This window comes from Pseudomonas sp. S3_A09, from assembly GCF_054668065.1.
The window spans coordinates 3439638-3456896 of sequence record NZ_CP162752.1; the positions used below are offsets into that span (position 1 = coordinate 3439638).

Below are 17259 nucleotides of genomic sequence, written 5' to 3' on the forward strand. Positions count from 1 at the left end.
GGGTGCGGGATGACTGGGCGCCAGGTGCGCTTGTTCCTTTTTATCGGCTGGATCAAATGATGGCAGAGCAACAGCAGGTAGTGATTGTCGGTGGCGGGGTCATCGGCTTGTTGACGGCGTTCAACCTGGCGACCCAAGGGCAAGCAGTGGTGTTGCTGGAGCGCGCGGGGTTGGGGCAGGAGTCCTCCTGGGCGGGCGGCGGTATTGTCTCGCCGCTGTATCCGTGGCGCTACAGCCCCGCTGTCACTGCGCTGGCCCATTGGTCCCAGGACTTTTATCCACAGTTGGCGCAGCGCCTGTTTGCGCAGACCGGTGTTGACCCAGAGGTTCATACCACGGGCCTGTACTGGCTGGACCTGGACGATGAAGCCGAGGCCCTGGCCTGGGCTGCGCGCGAAGGCCGTCCATTGAGCAAAGTGGACGTGTCGGCCGCCCATGACGCCGTTCCGGTGTTGGGTGGCGGGTACGCCAATGCGATCTACATGGCTAACGTCGCCAATGTGCGCAACCCGCGTCTGGTCAAATCCCTCAAGGCGGCACTGCTGACATTGCCCGGCGTGACCATTCACGAACAATGTGAAGTGACGGGTTTTTTGCTGGATGCGGGCAATGTAGTGGGGGTGAGCACTGCTGATGGGGCGATCTTCGGCGATCAGGTCGTACTGGCGGCCGGCGCCTGGAGCGGTGAGCTGCTTGGTACGTTGGGCCTGTCGCTGCCGGTCGAACCGGTCAAGGGCCAGATGATCCTGTACAAATGCGCTTCGGATTTCCTGTCGAGCATGGTCCTGGCCAAGGGGCGTTACGCGATCCCCCGACGTGATGGGCACATCCTGATCGGCAGCACGCTGGAGCATGAAGGCTTCGATAAGACCCCCACTGAAACGGCGCTGGAAAGCCTCAAGGCCTCGGCGGTGGAGTTGATTCCCGCGCTGGCGGACGCCGAGGTGGTTGGGCATTGGGCCGGATTGCGCCCAGGTTCGCCGGAAGGTATTCCTTACATCGGCCAAGTGCCGGGCTTCAAGGGCTTGTGGCTCAACTGCGGCCATTACCGCAATGGCCTGGTGCTTGCGCCGGCGTCGTGCCAGTTGTTTACCGATCTGCTGCTGGAGCGTGCGCCGATCATCGACCCCGCGCCTTATGCGCCCGAAGGTCGGATCAACGCTGGATAGACTTCGGCCCTTGCTCCAAATGCGCCTGGGTGCAATACCACTCCTGGCGCGAGCTCAAGGCGCGATCCTGCGGCAGGTGCACGCCGCAGTGGGCGCAGCGCACCATCAGGGCAGCGTCAGGCTCGCTGGCGCGTTGCTGCTTGGCGGCCGGGCTTTTGAATTTGCGCCAGAACCATACTGCGGCGGCAATGACGGCAATCCAGAACAGTAGACGAAGCATGATGGGCAGTTTCTCGACAAGGAATGCGCCAGTTTAGCCAAGGACGTGCCAGGCGCACAGCGCAATAATACCGCCCACAAAAAAGGAGCCTCGAAAGGCTCCTTTTTGATGACGGCAGGTGCAATCAGTCGAACACACCGAAGGTCATGTAGCTGAACCACGAACGGTCCTGGTTGTTGCCCAGGGCCTGCGGTTCTTCCTCTTCGATCACGTCGCCGTTCTCGTCGTGGGGCTTGAGGTCCGAAGGAATGGCGTCCTTGGCGTCCTGGTACTGCTTGATCACGTCCTGGTTGGCGCGGGTTTCGCCCGGCGGCAGCGGTGGACGGGATTCGATCAGGCCCAGGGTGTACTTGCTCAGCCACGAACGGTTGTCGGCTTCGGCAACCTGAGGCACGAACTGGCCGTCCTTCAGGCTTGGGTGATCCGGGTAGTTGAGCTTCAAGGTTTCCAGGCTGGTGCTGGCCAGTTCGTCCAGGTGCAGACGCTGGTAAGCCTCGGTCATCACGGCCAGGCCGTCACCCACGGAGGGGGTTTCCTGGAAGTTCTCTACCACATAGCGACCACGGTTGGCGGCAGCTACGTAGGCCTGACGGGTCAGGTAGTAGTGAGCCACGTGGATCTCATAGGAAGCCAGCAGGTTGCGCAGGTAGATCATGCGCTGCTTGGCGTCGGGCGCGTAGCGGCTGTTCGGGTAGCGGCTGGTCAGCTGGGCAAACTCGTTGTAGGAGTCGCGGGCAGCGCCCGGGTCACGCTTGGTCATGTCCAGCGGCAGGAAGCGCGCCAGCAGGCCGACGTCCTGGTCGAACGAAGTCAGGCCCTTCATATAGTAGGCGTAGTCGACGTTCGGGTGCTGCGGATGCAGGCGAATGAAACGCTCGGCGGCGGACTTGGCAGCTTCCGGCTCGGCGTTCTTGTAGTTGGCGTAGATCAGCTCGAGCTGTGCCTGGTCGGCGTAGCGCCCGAACGGATAGCGCGACTCCAGTGCCTTCAGCTTGGCTGTGGCGCTGGTGAAGCTATTATTGTCCAGGTCTTTCTGAGCCAGTTGGTACAACTCGACTTCGCTCAGGTTTTCGTCGACGACTTCCTTTGTTGACGAGCAAGCAGCAGTCATGGCGAGGATGGCGATCAGCAGCAGGTGTTTCACTTGCATGGCGGCTTGCGTCCCTATGACGGCCGCTGTCTTGGGCGGGGCCGTCCTGTTATGATGAGCGCCCCGTTGAAAGCCTCGGGGCAAAAGACGCCGTATTTAACCACAAGCGCGCAGCCGAAACCAAAGGCTGTGCCACGCCTAGTCTGAGCATGTCCGATAAAATTGAACTTCGCGCAGAGGTGCCGTCCGAATTGGGCGGCCAACGCCTCGATCAAGTCGCCGCACAATTATTCGCTGAGCACTCGCGCTCGCGCCTTTCCGCCTGGATCAAAGACGGCCGCCTGACTGTGGATGGAGCGGTTATCCGCCCGCGAGACATAGTCCATGGCGGTGCGATTCTTGAGCTGACTGCCGAGCAGGAAGCCCAGGGAGAATGGGTCGCCCAGGACATCGAGCTAGATATCGTCTATGAAGACGACGACATCCTGGTCATCAACAAACCCGCGGGCCTGGTGGTTCACCCGGCCGCTGGGCACGCTGATGGCACTTTGCTCAATGCCTTGTTGCACCACGTGCCGGACATCATCAACGTCCCGCGCTGCGGCATCGTGCACCGTCTGGACAAGGACACCACCGGCTTGATGGTGGTGGCCAAGACCATTCAGGCGCAGACGCAGTTGGTCACACAATTGCAGAGCCGCAGCGTCAGCCGGATCTACGAGTGCATCGTGATCGGCGTGGTGGTGGCGGGCGGCAAGATCAACGCCCCGATCGGTCGCCATGGCCAGCAGCGCCAGCGTATGGCGGTAATGGAGGGCGGCAAGCAGGCCGTCAGCCACTACCGAGTGTTGGAGCGTTTCCGTTCCCACACCCATGTGCGGGTCAAGCTGGAAACCGGCCGTACTCACCAGATTCGCGTGCACATGGCGCACATCAACTTCCCGTTGGTCGGTGATCCTGCCTACGGTGGTCGCTTCCGTATTCCGCCGGCGGCCAGTGCAACCATGGTTGATTCGCTGAAAAACTTCCCACGCCAGGCACTGCATGCGCGCTTCCTGGAACTGGATCATCCGACGAGCGGTAAGCGGATGAGCTGGGAATCGCCTCTCCCGGACGACCTCGTCTGGTTGTTGTCGCTGCTCAAGCAGGATCGCGAGGCGTTTATCGGATGAGTGACTGGCTGATTCCTGACTGGCCTGCGCCGGCTCAGGTGAAAGCCTGCGTCACCACCCGTGCGGGCGGCGTCAGTCTGGCGCCGTTTGACAGCCTCAACCTGGGCGATCATGTCGAGGACAGCCTGGAGGCCGTCCTTGAGAATCGCCGTCGTCTGACTGAGGCCTTTTCTATTCAGCCGGCCTGGTTGCGCCAGGTTCATGGCGTGAACGTGGTCGAGGCTGATCCTGCGCGCATCGCCGAAGCCGATGGCAGTTGGACCAGCACCCCAGGCATCGCCTGCACCGCCATGACCGCCGATTGCCTGCCCGTGTTGTTCTGCAACCGCGCCGGCACTCGCGTGGCGGCGGCCCATGCCGGTTGGCGTGGCCTGGCGGCGGGTGTGCTGGAAGCCGCGTTCGAGAGCCTCGACACCGAACCAGACCAAGTATTGGTATGGCTGGGCCCGGCAATCGGTCCCCAAGCCTTTGAGGTCGGTCCGGAAGTGCGTGAAGCCTTCATGCTGCAGCTGCCGATCACCGCCGAAGCCTTTGTGCCCAGTCGTAACCCCGGCAAGTTCATGGCCGACATCTATAAGCTGGCCCGTCTGCGCCTGGCTGCACGCGGCGTCACGGCTGTTTATGGTGGAGGGTTGTGCACCGTGACCGACCCACGCTTCTTTTCCTACCGGCGCAGCCCTCGCACCGGTCGGTTTGCCTCCCTTATCTGGCTGGAACGCTAGACTCATCTGATCTGCGTCAACTCCCTGTCGCTTGAAACTCCCAGAATCCACCCCATCTATAAGGGTATCTGGCAGGTTTCTTCATTCAGGATGTTTTATAGCTCCGGCCTGCTCAAAAGGAAGGTGACTAATGCGTATTGATCGTTTAACCAGCAAATTACAGTTGGCACTGTCTGACTCTCAATCCCTGGCCGTGGGCCTCGACCACCCGGCCATCGAGCCTGCGCACTTGATGCAGGCGCTCCTGGAGCAGCAAGGTGGTTCTATCAAACCCTTGCTGATGCAGGTGGGCTTCGACGTCAACAGCCTGCGCAAGGAGTTGAGCAAAGAACTCGACCAACTGCCGAAAATCCAAAACCCGACCGGCGACGTGAATATGTCCCAGGACCTGGCGCGCCTGCTCAACCAGGCAGACCGTCTGGCCCAGCAGAAGGGCGACCAGTTCATCTCCAGCGAACTGGTGCTGCTCGCTGCCATGGACGAGAACAGCAAACTCGGCAAGTTGTTGCTGGGCCAGGGCGTGAGCAAGAAAGCCCTGGAAAATGCCATCAACAACCTGCGGGGCGGCGACGCGGTGAACGACCCCAACCATGAGGAGTCGCGCCAAGCCCTGGATAAATACACCGTCGACCTGACCAAGCGCGCCGAAGAGGGCAAGCTTGACCCGGTGATCGGCCGTGACGATGAAATCCGTCGCACCATCCAGGTGTTGCAGCGTCGTACCAAGAACAACCCGGTGCTGATCGGTGAGCCGGGCGTGGGTAAAACTGCGATTGCCGAAGGCCTGGCCCAGCGCATCATCAATGGTGAAGTGCCGGATGGCCTCAAAGGCAAGCGCCTGCTGTCCCTGGACATGGGGTCGCTGATTGCCGGTGCCAAGTTCCGAGGCGAGTTCGAAGAGCGCCTGAAATCCCTGCTCAATGAATTGTCGAAGCAGGAAGGGCAGATCATTCTGTTTATCGACGAGCTGCACACCATGGTCGGCGCCGGTAAAGGCGAGGGCTCCATGGACGCCGGCAACATGCTCAAGCCAGCCTTGGCGCGGGGTGAGCTGCACTGCGTCGGTGCTACCACGCTCAACGAATATCGCCAGTACATTGAAAAGGACGCGGCCCTTGAGCGTCGCTTCCAGAAAGTGCTGGTGGAAGAGCCGAGCGAAGAAGACACCATCGCGATCCTGCGTGGCCTGAAAGAGCGTTATGAGGTCCACCACAAGGTGGCCATCACCGACGGCGCGATCATTGCGGCGGCCAAATTGAGCCATCGCTACATCACTGACCGTCAGTTGCCTGACAAGGCCATCGACCTGATCGACGAGGCAGCCAGCCGCATCCGCATGGAGATCGACTCCAAGCCGGAAGTACTCGACCGTCTGGATCGGCGCTTGATTCAACTGAAAGTCGAGTCCCAGGCCCTGAAGAAAGAAGAAGACGACGCGGCGAAGAAACGCCTGGAAAAACTCCAGGAAGAAATCGTCCGTCTGGAACGCGAGTATTCGGACCTGGAAGAAATCTGGACCTCGGAAAAAGCCGAAGTGCAGGGTTCGGCCCAGATCCAGCAAAAGATCGAGCAGTCCCGCCAGGAGCTGGAAGCCGCACGCCGTAAAGGCGACCTGAACCGTATGGCCGAGTTGCAGTACGGGGTGATCCCCGACCTGGAACGCAGCCTGCAAATGGTCGACCAGCACGGCAAGCCTGAGAACCAGTTGCTGCGCAGCAAGGTAACCGAGGAAGAAATTGCCGAAGTCGTTTCCAAATGGACCGGCATTCCCGTGTCGAAAATGCTCGAAGGCGAGCGCGACAAGTTGCTGAAGATGGAAAGCCTGTTGCACCAACGCGTGATCGGCCAGGAAGAGGCCGTGGTGGCGGTGTCCAACGCGGTACGGCGTTCGCGGGCCGGGTTGTCCGACCCGAACCGTCCGAGCGGTTCGTTCATGTTCCTCGGCCCGACCGGCGTGGGTAAGACCGAGCTGTGCAAGGCCTTGGCCGAATTCCTCTTTGATACTGAAGAGGCCATGGTGCGGATCGATATGTCCGAATTCATGGAGAAACATTCGGTGGCTCGCTTGATCGGCGCTCCACCAGGCTATGTGGGCTACGAGGAGGGCGGTTACCTGACCGAGGCTGTGCGGCGTAAGCCTTACTCGGTGATCCTGCTGGATGAGGTCGAGAAAGCGCACCCGGATGTGTTCAACATCCTGTTGCAAGTGCTGGAAGACGGCCGCCTGACGGACAGCCACGGGCGTACCGTGGACTTCCGCAACACGGTGATCGTGATGACGTCCAACCTGGGGTCGGCGCAGATCCAGGAGTTGGTGGGTGATCGTGAGGGCCAGCGCGCTGCCGTGATGGATGCGCTGACCAGCCACTTCCGCCCGGAATTCATCAACCGGGTCGACGAAGTGGTGATCTTTGAGCCGCTGGCACGTGATCAGATCGCGGGCATCACCGAGATCCAGTTGGGCCGCCTGCGTGGCCGCCTGGCCGAGCGCGAGCTGGACCTGGTATTGAGCAGCGAGGCGTTGGACAAGCTGATCGCGGTAGGTTACGACCCCGTGTATGGCGCACGGCCGCTGAAACGTGCGATCCAGCGCTGGATCGAAAACCCGCTGGCGCAGTTGATCCTGTCGGGCAGCTTCATGCCGGGCACCAGTGTCGAGGCGACCGTGGAAAACGACGAAATCGTCTTCCACTAAGCCCCGTCTGTTGGGTAATAAGAGAAGGCCCCGCATTGCGGGGCCTTTTTTTTCGATAGGGCGTTGAACTGTAAGGCAAAGGCTTGTAAAGTGCGCCCCGCAGCAACGTCAGCCCACGGGTTTCTTCTCCCCAAGAAGAAATCAGAAACAAGCGCAAATCATTGTCTTAAAAGCAATTTAAAGGGTTGACAGGGGTTTTTAAGATTGTAGAATAGCGCGCCTCAGACACATGAACGTAGCGATACGGACAAGTCGAAGAGAAGGTAGTAAGCAGTAACGTAGTACTTTGAAATATGTAGTTCCGTGATAGCTCAGTCGGTAGAGCAAATGACTGTTAATCATTGGGTCCCAGGTTCGAGTCCTGGTCACGGAGCCAATTTCAATATCGGGGTATAGCGCAGTCCGGTAGCGCGCCTGCTTTGGGAGCAGGATGTCGGGAGTTCGAATCCCCCTACCCCGACCATATTTGGGTCGTTAGCTCAGTTGGTAGAGCAGTTGGCTTTTAACCAATTGGTCGTAGGTTCGAATCCCACACGACCCACCATTTTTGAGACCAGTTAACGCTGGAATCGAATCTTAAGATCAGAGGCCAAAAGCGCTGATCGAAGAAGGCGACTGAAAGGTCGCCTTTTTATTACCGGGGTATAGCGCAGTCCGGTAGCGCGCCTGCTTTGGGAGCAGGATGTCAGGAGTTCGAATCCCCTTACCCCGACCATATTAAAAATCCTCGTATCGAAAGATACGGGGATTTTTTTTGTGCGCGAAAATCTTGACTCTCCGCAAAACAAATGTGGGAGCGGGCTTGCTCGCGAATGCGGTGTATCAGTCAGCACGTCTGGCGCTGAGCCACCGCATTCGCGAGCAAGCCCGCTCCCACATTTACCAGGTCCCACTCGGGACCGTGTTGTCAGTGGAGCTTGAGGCGTGGCTCGGTGCCTCGCCCGATCTTGCTCCCCAGCATCAGCATCGCCGTGCGAAAGAAGCCATACAGCGCCATCTGGTGCATGCGGTACAGCGACACATAGAACATCCGCGCCAGCCAACCTTCCAGCATCACGCTGCCGGTGAGGTTGCCCATCAAGTTACCCACCGCCGAGAAGCGCGACAGCGAGATCAGCGAGCCATAGTCGGTGTACTTGTAGCTCGGCAGGTCCTTGCCCTCGATGCGCAGCTTCAGCGACTTGGCCAGTAACGAGGCCTGCTGGTGAGCTGCCTGGGCCCGTGGTGGTACGTTGCGGTCGGTGCCCGGTTGCGGGCAGGCGGCGCAGTCGCCAAACGCGAAGATGTTCTCGTCGCGAGTGGTTTGCAGTGTCGGCAACACCTGCAGTTGATTGATGCGGTTGGTTTCCAGGCCATCGATATCCTTGAGGAAACCGGGTGCGCGAATACCGGCCGCCCATACCTTTAGGCTGGCCGGGATCACCTGGCCACTGGTGGTGATCAGTGCATCGGCCGTCACTTCACTGACCGCCGAATTGGTCAGCACGGTCACCCCGAGCTTCTCCAGGGTTTTGTGCACCGGCGCGCCGATACGCTCCGGCAGGGCAGGCAGCACTCGTGGGCCGGCTTCGATCAGGGTGATGTGCATGTTTTCCGGCTTGATGCGGTCCAGGCCATAGGCGGCCAGCTCATGGGCGGCGTTATGCAGTTCGGCGGCCAGTTCGACCCCGGTGGCACCTGCGCCGACGATGGCGACGCTGATTTTTTCCACCACGTCGGTCTGCCCGGCATGGGCGCGCAGGTAGTGGTTGAGCAACTGCTGGTGGAAGCGCTCGGCCTGCTTGCGGGTGTCGAGGAACAGGCAGTGCTGCGCGGCGCCCTCGGTACCGAAGTCATTGGTGGTGCTGCCGACCGCGATCACCAGGCTGTCATAGCCCAGCACGCGCGCAGGCACCAGCTCACGGCCTTCTTCGTCGAGGGTGGCGGCCAGCTGGATCTTCTTCTGTTCACGGTCGAGCCCGCTCATGCGCCCCAGTTGGAACTCGAAGTGGTTCCATTTGGCCTGGGCGACATAATTGAGTTCGTCTTCCGAAGAGTTCAGCGAACCGGCTGCCACTTCGTGCAGCAAGGGCTTCCAGATATGGGTCAGGTTGGTGTCCACCAGCGTGATGCTGGCGGTGCCGCGCTTACCCAGAGTCTTACCCAGGCGGGTAGCTAACTCCAGGCCGCCGGCGCCGCCGCCGACGATAATAATACGATGGGTCATGGGGATATCTCGCAAGGCTAAAAGAAATCGGAGCAGTTACCCCCGCGAGCGCCAGGCAGCTCATAGCGTCAGGTAACTCAAAAGTCGGCTCAGCAAGCCAAGGCCGATCACCACTATCAGCACCACACCCAGGAGCAGCCACGGCCGGAAAGGCTTGCGCTCGACTCGGTGTTGGGAGAGTTGGAGGTACTCTTCGACATGCTGTTGGTCATCGGGGTTCAGGCGGCTGGTCATAAAGGCCTCGTCAGGTAGACGTTGCAAAAGGGCGCCACGTTACAGTCCGGGGGCTCAGAGGCTGATGCCCACATCGAACACTATGCTGCGGCCCAGGTTGTTGCGCAAGAAATCCGGTGCATCCGGGTGGGCGAACAACACCCGTGCAAAGGTCGGCCCCACCAGCGACAGCGAGCGCCAGCCCTGGCGCAGGTATTCCGTCGGCGGCGGAAAATGACTGTTGAGGTCGAGCACTTCACGCTTGAGGCTGGTGAAGGCGACGATATCCAGCTCCCCCAGGTCCATCCCGCGCTCTTTGTAGTTATGGGCCTTCTTGCGCAGCGTGGGCGCCAGGCGCAACAAGAACTCATGGGCCGGGATGCGTCGGGGCTTGGCCTCGCGCCGCACCAGTTGGCTCAGGGAGAACGCGCTGCGTCGGCGCAGCAATTCGTCGCGCCATTCGTCGTTCAGGCGGCGGCCCTCATCCAGTACAAAAAACACCTCGAAGCTGGCGTCGCGAAACAGCACGTCCGGCGGCTCTTGCCCGGCGGCGTGGAATTCTTCGGCACGGTAGGGCACGTTCAGGCCTTGCAGCAGGCGCTGGCAGACCCAACGCTCACGCTCCCATTTGCGGGCATTGGACAAGAATGCGTTGGCTTGTTCGGCCGCTACGGTCAGCAGGCGCAAGTAATCTGAGTCATCCATAGCTAGCAGCTTAGCGCCCAAATGATGACCGCAGGAAGTCCCGCTGCAAAAGCTCGGTGTAGACTGGGCACTCGAGCGTTCCACCGGGTAAGAGGAGTGTGCAGTGAAGATTCTAGCGGTGTTTTTGTTGGCTCTGTTGCCTGTGGGGGCCCAGGCGGTTGAAGTGGGCGAGCGCCTGGCCCCTTGGACCCTGCTGGATCAATTCGATCAGGCTTACACCCTGGATAACCAGGCGCAGGTCCTGCTCGTTGCGCGTGGCATGGACGCCGCCAAGCAGGTGGATGCAGCGCTGCAGGGCCAACCCAAAGGCTACCTTGAGGCACGACATGCCGTGTTTGTTGCCGATATCCAGCGCATGCCGCGCCTGATCGCCAAGCTGTTCGCGGTACCGGCCATGCAGTCCTACAACTACCGGGTCATGCTGGACCGTGACGCACGCATTGCGCCGCGTTATCCGGGGCCTGTGGATAAAGTGCTGTGGCTGCAACTGGATAACGGCAAGCTGGTCGCCGAGCACGCCTACAGTTCTGCCGCCGAACTGCGTCAGGCCCTGGAGCAGGTGAAGCCGTGATCAGCGCCGCGGTGTTGGCGCCGGCAACACTCGGGGCCGGCTGGCTGTTGTATGTGCCCCTGGTAGTCTGGGCCATCTTGCGTTCACCTTGGGTCGAACTGTTTGCCGACCGGCGGCGCCAGCATTTGCTGTTTGGCACTGTGTTCGCCTTGTTCATGCTGTGGCTGGTACGGCGGGATTTCGATACCGGCGTGTCCTACCACTTTATCGGCATGACCGCCGTGACCCTGTTGCTCGATTGGCCCCTGGCGATCGTGGGCGGTTTTGCCGCCCAGCTGGGTTTGATGGCGCTGGGACGCCAGGACCTCGCAGCCCTGGGCGTCAACGGCCTGCTGCTTATTGGGCTGCCGGTGCTGGTCACGGAAGCCTGCGCGTTGCTGGTCGAGCGGGCGCAACCGCGCAATCCCTTCGTGTATATTTTCTGCTCCGGTTTTTTCGCCGCCGCGTTATCGGCTTTGCTCTGCCTGGTGCTCGGACTGGGAATGTTGTGGTTCGACGGCCGTTTTGCCCTGCCGGAATGGCTGGAGGATTTTGTCGGCTACCTGTGGCTGATCATCTTTCCCGAAGCCTTCATCAACGGCATGGTTATCAGCGCGCTGGTGGTGTTTTGCCCGGAATGGCTGGAGACCTTCAACCGCACGCGCTACCTGTCCGCCCCCTGGAAGGACGACGATTCACAGCGTTGACCCAGATCAAATCCCACCCACCCAAGCAGGGCCATGCTCAGCGAAATTTTTCCAGGCAAGGCGGGAGCACGAATCATGAGTGTGTACGAGTGGGCACGGCAGGAATTGCGCAGAAGCCAGGACGCGGCACAGGAAATCGGTTTTGACCCGGGCCTGACCTTGCGTGCCATGCTCAGCGCGGTGGTGCAGCAGAGCAAAGGTGTGCGCAGTTTCGAAGACCTGGCCGACGAGCTGCAATACCTTGCAGAGAACCTCGACGACCAGCAGGAATACGCCTTTATGCGCCCTTAGTGGCGCGGTGGCAGGTCTTCGGAAAACAGCTCGTCTTCAGCGTCCGGGGCCACGGGGATCTTGTGTTCTTCAGCAGCCCAGGCGCCCAGGTCGATGAGCTTGCAGCGGTCCGAGCAGAACGGCCGGTTGAGGTTGGTCGCTTTCCATTCCACGGGTGCGCCGCAGGTTGGGCAGTCGACGGTCAAGGGTTGGCTCATGATCGGCCTCCACGCAAAGTAAGGTAAAAGTGGTGCAGTCGCTCGACCTCGCTGTGCAGCCAGGCAAGGTCCCGGTCATTGACCAGTACATCATCGGCATGGTTCAGGCGGTCTTCGCGGCTGGATTGAGCCTTGAGGATCGCCTGCACCTGTTGCTCGTTGATGCCGTCGCGCTGCAGGGTACGCTGAATCTGCAGCGACTGCGGCACATCGATCACCAGGATGCGCTGGGTCATGCTGTACTGGCCGGACTCGATCAGCAGCGGCGACACCAATATCGCGTAAGGCGACTTCGCGCGCGCCAGGTGGCTGCGAATCTCCTCGCCAATCAACGGGTGCAGCAAGGCTTCGAGCCAGCGGCGCTCTTCGGGTTCTTCAAAGATCAGCTTGCGCAGGGCGGCGCGGTTCAACTGGCCGTCGGGATGCAGCACGCCAGCACCGAAGTGCTCGGCGATGCGCGCCAGTGCCGGCCGTCCAGGCTCGACCACCCAGCGGGCGGCGTGATCGGCGTCCACCAGGTCGATGCCAAGGTCGATAAAGTGCTGGGCCGCGGCGCTTTTACCGCTGCCGATGCCACCAGTGAGGCCGAGAATCCAGGGTGTTGTAACAGGAGTGGTCATCTGAAACCGACAGACTGCAAATAGAAGTTGGTTATTTGACCACCCCAGAGCAATGCAATCCAGCCGGCAATCGCCAGATACGGACCAAATGGCATCGGTACCGACGCGTGGGACTTGCGCAGGCGCATCAGGATCAAGCCCACGACCACACCCACCAGCGACGACATCAAGAGGGTCATGGGCAGGATCTGCCAGCCCCCCCAGGCGCCGAGCAAGGCCAGCAGCTTGAAGTCGCCATGGCCCATGCCGTCCTTGCCGGTGACCAGCTTGAACAGCCAGAACACGCTCCACAGGCTCATGTACCCGATGACCGCACCCCACAAGGCATCGGGCAGTGTCGTCAGCAGGCCGAACCCGTTGACGATCAGCCCCAGCCACAGCAGCGGCATCACTAGCACATCCGGCAACAGCTGATGGTCTGCATCGATCAGGCTCATCGCCAACAATCCCCAGCTCAGCACCAGCACTGCGCCCGCCTGCCAGCCAAAGCCGAAACGCCAGGCCACCCAGGCTGAGATCAACGCACACGCCAGTTCAGTGAGCGGATAACGGGCGCTGATCGCACTTTGGCAATGGGCGCAGCGGCCTCGCAGAAACAGGTAGCTGAGCAGTGGGATATTTTCCCACGGACGTATCGGATGATTGCAGTGTGGGCAGCAGGAACTGGGGTGCATCAGGTTGTAGGTCGGGCCGGCAGGCTCAGCGGGCAAGCCGAGCACTTCATGCGCCTGGGCCCGCCATTCCCGTTCGAGCATCGTTGGAAGGCGCCACACCAGCACGTTGAGAAAGCTGCCGACGATCAGGCCCAGCAGCGCCGCCAGCGCAACAAAAGCCCAGGGGTGTCCGGCCAACAGCAGGCTCAAAATGCGCTCCCCAACTGGAAGACTGGCAGGTACATGGCGATCACCAATGCGCCGACAATGCCTCCCAGGACCACCATGATCAGGGGCTCCATGAGGTGGGTGAGGTGATCGACCAGGTTGTCCACATCGGCCTCGAAATGGTTGGCGACCTTTTCCAGCATGCGGTCCAGTGTGCCCGACTCTTCGCCGATGGCTGTCATCTGGATCGCCATGCCGGGGAACAGGCCGCTGGTGAGCATGGATTGGTTCAATGGCATGCCAGTCGCTACATCGCGTCGCATCTGTTCGATTGCCCGTCTGAATGGCCCGGAACCGGCGGCACCGGCCACCGAATCCAGTGCCTGCAGTAACGGAACGCCGGCGGCAAACGTGGTGGACAGTGTGCGGGCGAAGCGGGCCACGGCGGATTTGCTCAGCAGTTTGCCTGCCACGGGCGCTTTCAACAAACAGCTGTCCAGCCATAGACGGAAATCCGCCAAGCGCCGATACGCTTCGCGCAGCCCCAGGCCTCCCGCAAGACCGCCCAGCGCCACGGCCCACCAGGCTTTCTGCATGAACTCGGAAAGGCCGATGACCTGCAGGGTGAAACCCGGCAGCTTGCCGTCGACCCCGGCAAACAGGTTCTGGAACTGTGGCACGACGTGGACCAGCAGCACGCCGGTGACGAGGCTGGCGACCACCAGCACGGTGATCGGATAGGTCATGGCTTTTTTGATCCTCGTCTTTAGCTGCTCGCTCTTTTCCCGGTGGATCGCCACGCGCTCCAGCAAGGTTTCAAGTGCTCCGGCCTGTTCGCCGGCGGCCACCAGGTTGCAGTACAGCTCGTCGAAACAACGCGGCTGCTTGCGCAGCGCCTCGGCAAGGCTGGTGCCGGCTTCGATGGCCTGTTTCAACCCTTGCACACGCTCACGCAAGGCGCGGTTGTCGAAGCCCTCAGCGATGATGTCGAAGGCCTGCAGCAGCGGAATACCGGCCTTCAGCAGGGTGGCCAGTTGGCGAGTGAACAGGGTGATGTCGGTTGATGTGATCGAGGCTGCCAGGCTCGACAGCACTGGGGATTTTTTGCGCACATGCCCTGGGCAGATGCCCTGTTTTCGCAACTGTGCCTTCACCAGGGCAGGGTTGTGTCCGGTGGTTTGCCCGGACACCCTGCGTCCTTTGCGGTTGATGCCTTCCCAGGCGTAGAGCGTTGAAGCGTTGTCCATGTCACGGTTCCGCACAGAGGTCGTCGAAGCTTTATAGCGTAGTCAGGTGACGGATTCTGACAGGCTGGCAGTGGCGGATAAAATGTCAGAATGTGCGTCTTGTGCGCGATTGAGCGCCTGCGGATGAGTACACTGGCGCCGCTGTACAACACGGGGCGCAGGACGCGCCTTGTCATGAGTTCTATCCTGGAGAGTGAATGTGAGACGTCAAAAAGGTTTTACCCTGATCGAGCTGTTGATCGTCGTGGCAATCATCGGCATTTTGGCCACCATCGGCCTGCCCATGTACACCACCCACCAGGCCAAGGCCAAGTTCACCGCCGGCCTGGCTGAAATTACCGCGTTGAAGCCTGGTTATGAAGACACCCTCAACCAGGGCACGGTCCCCACGTTGGCATTGATCGGCGGCACCAGCCCGACAGCCAACTGCAAGATTGACGTGACAGGGGACGTTGCCACGGGCGCGGGTTCCATCAGTTGCGAAATACTGGATGCCCCGGCACCGGTGCTCGGCAAGACCATCAGCCTGACACGCAATGCCGCCACGGGTTGGACATGCACCACCACCGCTGACGCAAAATATGTCGCCAAGGGCTGCGGCGCCGACGGCGCTTAACTGTTAAACCCTCCACAGGGAAGTTGAGGTGACCGATGGGGTTATTCGTAGAGCAGCGTGGCAGTGTTTTTCTGGTCGCAGTGATGTGCCTGCTGCTTTTCGGAATTTGTGCTCCCTTCAGTGGGCATGATCTGCAACGGGTGATGCAGATCGGCATCGGGGCTTGCGCTGTGCTGTATGGGCTGTCGGTCGCCCGCGTTGAACGGCTGGTTGACCGGCCCACAGCCTTGGGTCTGGCGCTGATCATCGGGCTGGGCCTGATGTCGTCGATGCGGGCTCACCAGCCGCTGTGGGCATTTGCTGAAGTGGCGGTGTTTGTTGGGTGCGGCGCGATTGCCGTGGCATTTGCCCTGCTGCGACGCCAGGGCGGCGAGCCTTTGGACCGTGCCTTGATCCTGTTTGTGGTGCTGTTGTGCCTGATCAAGTCGATTCAATACACCTATGCGGGTGCCCTGGCGTTCATCAGCGCCGAGCGGGTGCTGGACCCTGACGCGTTGCTGTCCGGCTTTTCCAACAAGCGTTTCTACGGCCAGTTCCAGACATTCACCTTGCCGCTGCTGGCGCTTCCTTTGTTGATCCCCACACTGTCTCGCTCACTCAAGGCCGCGACTTTTACGCTGCTGTGCGTGTGGTGGCTGATCGCAGTGGGGGGCGGCACGCGCGGCACCTGGCTGGGCATGGGCGTCGCGGCTGTGGTGTTGGCGGTGCTGGGACCATGGGGGCGGCGCTGGTTGGGTTGGCAGTTGGCCGCACTGCTGGGTGGATTGTTGCTGTACTGGCTGGTGTTTAAGGTGTTGGCGGATCATTTGGGAATCGAGATCGCGAATGCCGCCAGCGATCGCCTCACCACCTCCTTGTCGGGGCGTGGTCCGATCTGGTGGCAGGCCTGGCATATGCTCGTCGAGCGGCCTTGGCTGGGATTCGGGCCGATGCATTTCGCTGATATCCCCAACAGTATTGCCGCTCATCCCCACCAGGCCATCCTGCAATGGACCAGTGAGTGGGGGGGGGCCATCGGCTTTGTGCGTTGCGGTGTTGGCTTGGCGAGGGGGCTGGGCAACGTTCGGTGTACTGCGTAAGCGTGCGCTGAGCGCCGAGCGTGCAGACCTGTTGCGGCTCTGCCTGTTTGCGGCGCTGGTGGGTGCGTTAGTGCAGTCCATGGTCGATGGTGTGATTGTGATGCCCAACTCCCAGGTCTGGCTGGCGCTGGTGGTGGGTTGGCTGATGGCGTTGCACGTATGGCGAGCTCCGGCAGCGGTCGAACGATCATGGGCCTGGGCGGCGTGGAAAGCACTGAGCGTGTTGGCCGTTGGTCTGCTGATTTTTATTGCGTTGCGCGATGTGCCGCACTTCAAACAGGCCCAGCAGCAGTACTTGGACGCCCATGGCGATTACCTGCAACCACGCTTCTGGGCCCAAGGTGTGATTGCCCGCTGACGGCGGCAAGTTGCCGGACTCTCGATGCGGTGCTAGCTTTAGCCCACCGCCCGTGTAGCTCAGCCGGTAGAGCAGCGCACTCGTAACGCGAAGGTCGCAGGTTCGATTCCTGTCTCGGGCAAAAAGGCAACAAAGGCAGTACTGTTTTCAGTTGATCCCAGAATGGTTCTGAAGGCCAGACGAGCTGGTATTTGCGCCCGCTCTTTTGTATCTGCGCAACCTTGATGACCCAGATGCATCCCCATTCCTCGATCTAAGAGAACAACATGACCACGACTGAAATGACCCAGGAAGTTCGGCACGAAGAAGCACTCAAGAAGTACCTTGAGGACACGCCGCAGCTGAAAGAAGAGATCAAGGACCTGAGCGCCGATGATCAGCGTGACCAGATCCAGTGGGCATTTGAGGATGAGGCCGAGAGCCAGGGCTATCAGCCCTGGGAGCTGACCCTCAAGTACACCTCGACACCGGAAGCGTTCGAAGCGGCGCGACTGGCCTTGCATAAAGAGGCGGCCGAAGTGCTGGGTGTCGAATGGGAAGAATATTGCGAGATGAATGACCTGGTGGTTTAGAAGCAGTCT

General features: G+C 60.6%; 18 protein-coding genes, 5 tRNA genes and 1 pseudogene. 15 read left to right on the forward strand and 9 right to left on the reverse strand.

The annotated features are described in order from the left end of the window. The first annotated feature begins 59 nt into the window (after positions 1-59). A complete protein-coding gene (gene thiO / locus AB4N92_RS16030; RefSeq protein WP_010213251.1) occupies positions 60-1169 on the forward strand; it encodes a glycine oxidase ThiO in 1110 nt (369 codons plus the stop codon). Here thiO and AB4N92_RS16035 read toward each other — a convergent pair. Further along, the gene (locus tag AB4N92_RS16035) at positions 1156-1389 is read right to left on the reverse strand and encodes a PP0621 family protein (protein WP_010213250.1); all 234 of its coding nucleotides are present in this window, start codon (positions 1387-1389) and stop codon (positions 1156-1158) included. The two genes, thiO and AB4N92_RS16035, sit on opposite strands and share 14 nt — an antisense overlap. A gap of 124 nt (positions 1390-1513) precedes the next feature. Next, positions 1514-2539, reverse strand: a complete 1026-nt coding sequence (locus tag AB4N92_RS16040; protein ID WP_010213249.1) for an outer membrane protein assembly factor BamD — start codon at positions 2537-2539, stop codon at positions 1514-1516. 149 nt (positions 2540-2688) lie between these two features. Between AB4N92_RS16040 and rluD the strand changes: the two genes are divergently transcribed. The 7 genes from rluD (at position 2689) to AB4N92_RS16075 (ending at position 7783) form a co-directional block, all read left to right on the forward strand. Continuing rightward, complete coding sequence (gene rluD, locus AB4N92_RS16045; protein ID WP_010213248.1) at positions 2689-3651, forward strand: 23S rRNA pseudouridine(1911/1915/1917) synthase RluD; 963 nt, start codon at positions 2689-2691, stop codon at positions 3649-3651. Beyond that, on the forward strand, positions 3648-4373 hold the full coding sequence (pgeF, locus tag AB4N92_RS16050) for a peptidoglycan editing factor PgeF (protein ID WP_021491919.1): 726 nt from the start codon (positions 3648-3650) through the stop codon (positions 4371-4373). The genes rluD and pgeF overlap by 4 nt, the downstream gene beginning before the upstream one ends. A 130-nt stretch (positions 4374-4503) precedes the next feature. Further along, positions 4504-7068 carry an ATP-dependent chaperone ClpB gene (clpB, locus tag AB4N92_RS16055; protein WP_010213245.1) on the forward strand — a complete coding sequence of 855 codons (2565 nt, stop codon included), beginning with the start codon at positions 4504-4506 and terminating at the stop codon, positions 7066-7068. A 300-nt stretch (positions 7069-7368) separates the two neighbouring features. Next, a tRNA-Asn gene (locus AB4N92_RS16060) sits at positions 7369-7444 on the forward strand. A gap of 10 nt (positions 7445-7454) precedes the next feature. Next, positions 7455-7531: transfer RNA gene (locus tag AB4N92_RS16065), tRNA-Pro, on the forward strand. A 5-nt stretch (positions 7532-7536) separates the two neighbouring features. Continuing rightward, positions 7537-7612: transfer RNA gene (locus AB4N92_RS16070), tRNA-Lys, on the forward strand. Between the two features lie 94 nt (positions 7613-7706). Next, a tRNA-Pro gene (locus AB4N92_RS16075) sits at positions 7707-7783 on the forward strand. Between the two features lie 192 nt (positions 7784-7975). Here AB4N92_RS16075 and AB4N92_RS16080 read toward each other — a convergent pair. From AB4N92_RS16080 to AB4N92_RS16090, 3 genes are read right to left on the reverse strand one after another with little or no spacing between them, the layout of a single operon-like run. Further along, the gene (locus AB4N92_RS16080; RefSeq protein ID WP_042571057.1) at positions 7976-9274 is read right to left on the reverse strand and encodes an NAD(P)/FAD-dependent oxidoreductase; all 1299 of its coding nucleotides are present in this window, start codon (positions 9272-9274) and stop codon (positions 7976-7978) included. 60 nt (positions 9275-9334) lie between these two features. Continuing rightward, a complete protein-coding gene (locus AB4N92_RS16085; protein ID WP_010213243.1) occupies positions 9335-9508 on the reverse strand; it encodes a DUF3094 family protein in 174 nt (57 codons plus the stop codon). A 54-nt stretch (positions 9509-9562) separates the two neighbouring features. After that, complete coding sequence (locus AB4N92_RS16090) at positions 9563-10192, reverse strand: DUF1780 domain-containing protein (RefSeq protein ID WP_010213242.1); 630 nt, start codon at positions 10190-10192, stop codon at positions 9563-9565. 103 nt (positions 10193-10295) lie between these two features. Between AB4N92_RS16090 and AB4N92_RS16095 the strand changes: the two genes are divergently transcribed. From AB4N92_RS16095 to AB4N92_RS16105, 3 genes are all read left to right on the forward strand, one after another. Further along, positions 10296-10763, forward strand: coding sequence for a hypothetical protein (locus tag AB4N92_RS16095; protein ID WP_010213240.1), 468 nt, complete (start codon positions 10296-10298; stop codon positions 10761-10763). Then, a complete protein-coding gene (locus tag AB4N92_RS16100) occupies positions 10760-11449 on the forward strand; it encodes an energy-coupling factor ABC transporter permease (RefSeq protein ID WP_236266880.1) in 690 nt (229 codons plus the stop codon). Before AB4N92_RS16095 ends, AB4N92_RS16100 begins: the two co-directional genes overlap by 4 nt. 75 nt (positions 11450-11524) lie before the next feature. After that, positions 11525-11740, forward strand: coding sequence for a hypothetical protein (locus AB4N92_RS16105; protein ID WP_003171680.1), 216 nt, complete (start codon positions 11525-11527; stop codon positions 11738-11740). Here AB4N92_RS16105 and yacG read toward each other — a convergent pair. Genes yacG through AB4N92_RS16125 form a run of 4 tightly spaced genes read right to left on the reverse strand, consistent with a single transcriptional unit; the run spans position 11737 to position 14625 of the window. Beyond that, entirely contained in the window at positions 11737-11937 is a 201-nt protein-coding gene (gene yacG, locus AB4N92_RS16110; RefSeq protein WP_003188437.1) for a DNA gyrase inhibitor YacG, read from the reverse strand. The genes AB4N92_RS16105 and yacG overlap by 4 nt on opposite strands. Continuing rightward, positions 11934-12557: a dephospho-CoA kinase gene (gene coaE, locus AB4N92_RS16115; protein WP_010213235.1), complete on the reverse strand. Its 624-nt coding sequence runs from the start codon at positions 12555-12557 to the stop codon at positions 11934-11936. The genes yacG and coaE overlap by 4 nt, the downstream gene beginning before the upstream one ends. Further along, on the reverse strand, positions 12554-13420 hold the full coding sequence (locus tag AB4N92_RS16120) for a prepilin peptidase (protein WP_236266879.1): 867 nt from the start codon (positions 13418-13420) through the stop codon (positions 12554-12556). The genes coaE and AB4N92_RS16120 overlap by 4 nt, the downstream gene beginning before the upstream one ends. Further along, positions 13417-14625: a type II secretion system F family protein gene (locus AB4N92_RS16125; protein WP_236266878.1), complete on the reverse strand. Its 1209-nt coding sequence runs from the start codon at positions 14623-14625 to the stop codon at positions 13417-13419. Before AB4N92_RS16125 ends, AB4N92_RS16120 begins: the two co-directional genes overlap by 4 nt. A gap of 193 nt (positions 14626-14818) precedes the next feature. Here AB4N92_RS16125 and AB4N92_RS16130 point away from each other — a divergent pair, with 193 nt between their 5' ends. The 4 genes and pseudogenes from AB4N92_RS16130 to AB4N92_RS16145 all read left to right on the forward strand — a co-directional run bounded on the left by AB4N92_RS16130 (position 14819) and on the right by AB4N92_RS16145 (position 17250). Then, positions 14819-15241, forward strand: a complete 423-nt coding sequence (locus tag AB4N92_RS16130) for a pilin (protein WP_021491914.1) — start codon at positions 14819-14821, stop codon at positions 15239-15241. 35 nt (positions 15242-15276) lie between these two features. Then, positions 15277-16678: pseudogene (locus AB4N92_RS16135) on the forward strand (O-antigen ligase family protein). Positions 16679-16726: 48 nt separating this feature from the next. Next, a tRNA-Thr gene (locus AB4N92_RS16140) sits at positions 16727-16799 on the forward strand. A gap of 145 nt (positions 16800-16944) precedes the next feature. Continuing rightward, positions 16945-17250: a DUF6388 family protein gene (locus AB4N92_RS16145; RefSeq protein WP_010213230.1), complete on the forward strand. Its 306-nt coding sequence runs from the start codon at positions 16945-16947 to the stop codon at positions 17248-17250. Positions 17251-17259 lie beyond the last annotated feature (9 nt).